Here is a 6467-nt window from a genome sequence, read left to right on the forward strand (position 1 = left end):
AGCCGACAGCCGACAGCCGACAGCCGACAGCCGACAGCCGACAGCCGACAGCCGACAGCCGAAGTCAACGGTCGCTTGGGAGTCGCCAGGTCACCGCGGCGCCGTCGGCTTCGCGGCTGACCGGAACGTCGGGTGCCCGCCACCCCGGCGGGTGCGAGGCGGGCGGCCCCGTGTTCTCAGGCGTCGGCGAAGAGCGGGTCGTAGGGTGTGGACCGCCCGCGGCCCGACATGAAGGTCAGGAAGTCCTGCACGAAGGCACCGCGCGTGTACGCGGCCGTCTCGGTGGTGGTGTCGCGGTGGAAGGCGGTGCGGAACAGGGCGCGGTACTCGGCCGCGTCGATGCGCTGGTCGCCGTCCTTGTCGGTGACGTCGAAGAGGACTTCGGCGGCTCTGATCAGCGCGGGGCCGGCCAGCGTCGGTGCGGCCGCGGAGTACTCCCGGGCGCTGACGCGGCCGTCGCCGTCGGTGTCGAGGGCCGTCTGCAGCTCGCGCCACCAAGCGGCGAAGGCGTCGTAGAGCCTCGTCTCCTCGGGCTCGTCCAGGTCGAGGCGGCCGGACAGCTCCCGGGCCATCGCGGCAAGGTCGGGCCAGGTGAGGTATCCGTCGCCCGTCTGGTCGAGCACCTCGCGGAAGAACTCCTCCGCGCCGCGCTGTCCCGCCGCCGGCGGCGCTGCGGGCTCCGGTTCCGGAGCGAGCGGGGTGATGAGCCTGAGCAGGGCTCCGGCGCGCTGCATCTGCTCGCGCAGGGCCTCCATCGTCCTGGCCCGCGGGTCGTCGCTGCCGGGGGAGAGGGCCAGCAGATCGGCGATGTTCTGGGCCTTGATCCAGCCGTCGGGCAGGAAACGTGCCAGGCTCACGGCCAGGTAGGCGCCCTGCATCAGGGTCTGCGCGCCCGGGAGTTCCGGCAGGCCGGCCCGGCGGCGGAACGGCTCGGGCAGCGAGGCCACCGTGATCGCTCCGAGGGCCGGTCCCGCGACGGCCCGCCCCGCCGCCCACAGCGTGGGCAGTCCGTGCAGCAGCGGGGGAGCCGGGAGGTGGTCGAAGAGCCTGTAGAGGATGACGCGCATCGCCTCGGTGTTCTCCAGCTCCTCCTCGACCACGCGGTCGTAGTAGGACCAGAACTCGCCCAGGGTGGCCGGCAGATGACCGCCCTCGTCTCCCAGGGCCGCGAGGTACGCCTGGAATTCGCCGTACAGCCTCTCCACCGCGTCGGGCTGCATGGGCTGCCCACTCAGCCGGCACATGGTGACGGCGCTCTCGAACAGCGTCGCGACCACCCAGGCCCGCACTCCGGGGTCCATCGCGTCGTAGGGCCGGTCCCGCGCGTCCCGTCCGTTCAGCCGTGCGTGCAGGCGGTTGAGCCGCGCCGCCTCCCGGGCGCGCACGCGGTCGTCGGCGCCGAACATGCGTTGCAGGCTCAGGAACGTGTTGCTCAGCCGCCGCCAGGGGGGGGCGACGAAGGTGGAGTTGTCGATCAGCGCCCCGCCGATCTGCGGGTGCGCCGCCTCCAGCACGGTGGCCCGCACCATGGCGAGCGCCCACCGCGGATCGTTGAACAACTGGTCGAACTGGGCACCCGGGCCGAACAGCGGAGGCCGCTGCGCACCGCTCTCGGTCCCTAAGGGACGTTCGTCGCGGGCGTCGTGGCCGCTGGGACGGCGACCGTCTGCGTTGCTCAAGGTCACGAATCTCCGTTCTGCTTCGGGAGCACGCCGCCGAAGCGGCGCCGGCGTTGCCGGTAGGTGTGCAGGCACTCCAGGAAGTGCGGGGCACGGAAGTCGGGCCACAGCACGCGCGGGAAGACCCATTCGGCGTAGGCGACCTGCCAGAGCATGAAGTTGGAGATGCGCTGTTCGCCCGAGGTGCGGATGACCAGGTCGACGTCCGGTGTGTCGGGGAAGGGCAGATGCGCGGCGAAGCTCCGCTCGGTCACGGCCTCGGCCGGTACACCGCTGCGGATGAGCGATCGCGCCGCGGCGACGATGTCCCCACGGCCGCCGTGGTCGAACGCGACGGTCAGGGTCATCCCCTGATTTCGGCCGGTCAGGGTCGTCAGATCGGTGAAGTCCCGGGTGAGGGCCGGGGGGATCCGCGGGTCCGTCACACCGAGGAAGCGGCAGCGGATGCCCCGCGCGTGCAGCAGCGGGGCGTGCTTGCGCACCACGCGGCGCACCAGCCGCATCAGGTAGTCGACTTCTCCGTCGGGCCTGCGCCAGTTCTCCGTGGAGAACGCGTACAGGCTCAGCCACTCCACGCCCGCCGAACGTGCCGCTTCGATCACGTCGATGACCGTGCTCTCCGCGGCACGGTGACCTTCGGTGCGCGGGAGTGAACGGGCCGCCGCCCACCGGCCGTTCCCGTCCATCACGCACGCCACGTGCCGGGGCGTCGGTCGCTTCTCGGAGTCCGTGCTCCGCACAGGCACGGAACCCGTGTCCGAGGCGGCCGAACCGCCGACGGCCGACGCGTACGTCATCCCCTCACCCCCGCCATCCACCCGACGACGTGATCGGCACGCGATCCGATCACCGCGAGCAGCGTGCCAGCCCGTGGTCCGGCGAGGCGGGCAGCCGGCGGCGATTCACCTTTGGTACGCGCGTCCGAGCCGGAACGTCGTCGTGGTTGACATGGACATGCCTCAGTACTACGTTGCGGCAGTACTCCAACCTGGTGCGGCTCCCAACGCCCTCATGGAGAACGTAAATCCTGAGACAACGTTGTCAACCACCCGTGACCGAACCTCAGGAGGCCAGACCACCATGTTCCCGACTCCAGCCGGCGAGCACCCGCCCGGTGCGCGCAGACGTCCGTCCCGCACGCACCGCGTCCGCATGGCCCTGGAAAGCGCCGTCGGCGCCCTCCTGCTGGGCGCCTACGCCCTGCCCGCGCCCGCCGCCTGGGCGGCGGCACCGACGAGTACGCCCCGACTCGTCTCGTCACCGGCCGATTTGGTCAACCCCTTCATCGGCACCTCGAACGACGCGAACGACTTCCCCGGCGCGGACGTGCCCTTCGGCATGGTGCAGTGGAGCCCCGACACCTCGTCCCGGCCGCCCGGCGGCGGCTACGAGTACAAGGACTCCTCGATCACGGGGTTCAGCCTCACCCACCTCGCGGGACCCGGCTGCGGCGCGGCCGGTGACATACCCGTGCTGCCCACGGTGGGCGCCGTCGACAACGCGGCGACGGCCTCCTTCTCGCACGCCGACGAATCCGCGACGGCCGGGTCCTACAAGGTGGCCCTCGGCAACAAGGTGACCACCGAACTCACCACGACCACACGCAGCGGCATGGCACGCTTCACGTTCCCCTCGACGTCCCAGGCCAACCTGCTGCTCAAGCTGTCGCACAGCCAGAACGGCGCGTCCTCCACGCAGTTCGACGTCGTCTCCGACACGGAGGTCCGCGGTCAGGTCACCAGCGGGCGGTTCTGCGGGGCCGGGAACACGTACACCGTCTACTTCGACATGGTCTTCGACCGGCCGTTCTCCTCCAGCGGCAGCACACTCGCGGGCGCGACGCCGCTCCGCCCGCCGACCGCCGTCCGGGCCGGCCGGCACGACGCCGACCAGCCGAACAAGCCCCGGCTGCACGGAGCGATGCCGAAACGCCCCTCCCGCGCGGCGGCGCGCGACTCGGGCGCAGCGACGCAGGCCGCCGCGTCGAACGCGCACGTCACCTTCGACACCCGCGGCAACCCGGTCGTGCAGGCCAAGGTCGGCATCTCCTACGTCTCCGCGGCCGACGCGGTGGCCAACCGGACCGCCGAGAACCCCGGGTGGAACTTCGCCGACGTCCGCACCGCGGCCCACGCGGCCTGGGACACCACCCTCGGCAAGGTGCGGATCGCCGGCGGCACGGCGGACCAGCAGACCATCTTCTACACGGCGCTCTACCACTCGCTGCTCCACCCGAACGTCATCAGCGACACCAACGGCCAGTACTACGGCTTCGACGGCAGGACACACAGGGTCGACGCCGGGCACAGCGCCGCCTACGCGAACTACTCCGGCTGGGACATCTACCGCTCCCAGGCCCAGCTCGAGGCGCTGGTCAGTCCCCAAGTCGCTTCCGACACCGCCCAGTCGATGACCGACGACTACGTGCAGACCGGGATCTTCCCCAAGTGGTCCGAGTACAACGGCGAGTCCTACGTCATGGTCGGCGACCCGGCGGCCGCGATCCTCGCCGACTACTACGCCTTCGGCGCGCGGAACTTCGACACCTCGACGGCACTCGCCGGACTGCTGAAGCAGGCGAGCACCGCCAACAACGACCGGCCGGGGGTGAACTACCTGGACAGCCCGGGCTACGAGCCGCACGACGGGAGCTACGGCTGCTGCAACTTCTACGGCCCCGTCGCCACGACACTGGAGTACGACACGGCGGACTTCGCCCTCTCCGCCTTCGCGGGCGCCCTCGGCGACACCCGCAGCCGGCAGACGTACGCCCATCGCGCGCAGGACTGGCGCAACGTGCTCGACCCGGCATCCGGTTTCGTCCAGCCGCGCAACGCCGACGGCTCCTGGACCGGCGGTTTCGACCCCACCTCGGGGACGGACATGGTGGAGGCGGACTCCTGGATCTACTCGGGCATGGTGCCGTTCGACGTGGCGGGGCTCGCCACCGCCAAGGGCGGCGACAAGGCGATGGGCGACTACCTCGACACCGTGCTGCGCAGCTACACCGGGGCCAACGGCTACGCGTGGGTGGGCAACGAGCCGAGCGTCGAACTGCCCTGGGAGTACGACTACATCGGCAAGCCGTACAAGACCCAGGCGGCCGTGCGCTCGATCGAGGACCAGATCTGGTCGAACACCCCGGCAGGACTCGCCGACGGCAATGACGACCTGGGCGAGATGAGCGCCTGGTACGTGTGGTCGGCCCTGGGCATGTACCCCATGACGCCGGGCACCTCGGACCTCGCCCTCGGCTCACCGCTGTTCTCCCAGGCCGTGATCACGCTGCCGTCCGGCAGGACGCTGACGGTCAACGGTGACGGAGCCGCGGACAACGCGCCCTACGTCCAGTCCGCGACCTTCGACGGGGCCGCGTGGAACAACGCCTACGCGCCCACGACCGCGATCACCTCCGGGGGGACGCTGAACTTCACGCTCGGCACCGGCGCGAACACCGGCTGGGCCTCGGCCGCCTCCGCCGCCCCGCCGTCCTATCCCGGGGACACGTCCGCCCCGGCGAAGCCCCGGGTGGGTCCCGTGACGGCGGGCGTGAACTCCGCCCTGTGCGTCGACGACGCCGGCTCGGGCACCGCCGACCACACCGCGATCAGGCTGTGGAGTTGCAACGGCACCTACGCCCAGGACTGGACGATCGCGACCGACGGCACGCTGCGCACCCTCGGCAAGTGCCTCGACGTGTCGAACAGCGGCACGACCGACGGCACCCTCGTCCAGCTGTACACCTGCAACGGCACCGGCGCCCAGAAGTGGACGTTGAGTTCCGACGGCTCCGTGAAGAACCCCAACTCCGGTCGGTGCCTGGACGATCCGAACTCGTCCACGACTCAAGGCACCCAACTCCAGATCTACACCTGCAACGGGACGGCCGCGCAGAAGTGGACGCTGCCTCCCGCCTGACGCTCCGCTCTCCGGGCACCCGTGGCGCCTGAGTGCTCGTGGCCCCGCCCGCCGGCGGGGCCACGAGCACGTGCGGCTCCGGCCGGCGCCTCGGCGCCTCGCCGGCCGGCCCCCGCCCGGCCCCGCACCGCCGTCTATACGGCCATGGCTTCCTGGAGCCAGCGGGTGACGCGGTAAGGCAGCCACCACGCGAGGTCGTCCGCTCGCAGCACGAGGTGTTCGGAGGCGAGTTCCTCCAGGATATCGGCGGGGACGTCCGCACTGTGGGCGCCGCGGTCGAGTCGGGCGATGGCGGCCGGGTAGCGGGGGTCGTCGGCGGTGAACCGGCGCAGGTCGCCCCAGCGGCGGTCGCGGATCTGCAGAAAGCCCGGTCCCCGCCGCCAGATGAGCTTGCAGAGGTAGTGGCGGGTCCGCCAGGCGTGCAGGGCGGTGTCGGCGTTCGTGGGTCCGGTCAGGGTGCGCGGCGGCTGGAGGTGGGACAGCACCTTCCACAGCTGGTCGGCCCGGTCGGCGGGCAGGTTCAGGTCCCAGTCGACCAGGACGGCCTGGGCCGTCAGGTCGCGGACCAGGCTGAGCCGGTCGATCGCCGCGCGGGCGGCGGCCGGCCCCGGCGTGGCGAGGTCGACGGGGCCGTCGAGTTCGGCACGCCGCGCGCCCATGGCCCACAGCCGTTCGGCGTCGCCGGGGTCCGCGCCGAGCGGGACCCGGCCCAGGGACATGCCCGGCAGCTCCCGGGCCCGTGTGTCGTGGTCGCGCCAGGCCTGGACGGCCGGGCTCGGTGTGGTCGCTGACATGGTCGGTCCTTGTCGGTGGCCGGAGTCGGGCGGGGGCGGCGGGCTCAGGCGCCCCGCCCCCCCCCGTATATATGTC

At 71.7% G+C, this 6467-nt stretch carries 4 protein-coding genes; 1 reads left to right on the plus strand and 3 read right to left on the minus strand.

Annotated features, from left to right (window positions below; genetic code table 11):
- Positions 1-176: 176 nt before the first annotated feature.
- Entirely contained in the window at positions 177-1589 is a 1413-nt protein-coding gene (locus V7E45_RS36510) for an oxygenase MpaB family protein (protein WP_333778580.1), read from the minus strand.
- A gap of 92 nt (positions 1590-1681) precedes the next feature.
- Positions 1682-2476 (minus strand): polyprenyl diphosphate synthase, encoded by a 795-nt coding sequence (uppS, locus tag V7E45_RS36515; protein WP_333778577.1) that lies wholly within the window; start codon positions 2474-2476, stop codon positions 1682-1684.
- Between the two features lie 355 nt (positions 2477-2831).
- Between uppS and V7E45_RS36520 the strand changes: the two genes are divergently transcribed.
- A complete protein-coding gene (locus V7E45_RS36520) occupies positions 2832-5597 on the plus strand; it encodes a lectin (protein WP_333778578.1) in 2766 nt (921 codons plus the stop codon).
- Positions 5598-5731: 134 nt separating this feature from the next.
- Here V7E45_RS36520 and V7E45_RS36525 read toward each other — a convergent pair whose 3' ends face one another.
- A complete protein-coding gene (locus tag V7E45_RS36525; protein ID WP_333778579.1) occupies positions 5732-6391 on the minus strand; it encodes a DUF5825 family protein in 660 nt (219 codons plus the stop codon).
- Between the last annotated feature and the right edge of the window lie 76 nt (positions 6392-6467).

This window comes from Streptomyces sp. IBSBF 3136, from assembly GCF_036815105.1.
Lineage (GTDB): Bacteria > Actinomycetota > Actinomycetes > Streptomycetales > Streptomycetaceae > Streptomyces.

Coding starts and splice junctions, on each gene's coding strand:
- uppS (WP_333778577.1), bottom strand. CDS start 2,476: ATGACGTACGCGTCGGCCGTCGGCGGTTCGGCCGCCTCGGACACGGGT.
- V7E45_RS36525 (WP_333778579.1), bottom strand. CDS start 6,391: ATGTCAGCGACCACACCGAGCCCGGCCGTCCAGGCCTGGCGCGACCAC.
- V7E45_RS36520 (WP_333778578.1), top strand. CDS start 2,832: ATGGCCCTGGAAAGCGCCGTCGGCGCCCTCCTGCTGGGCGCCTACGCC.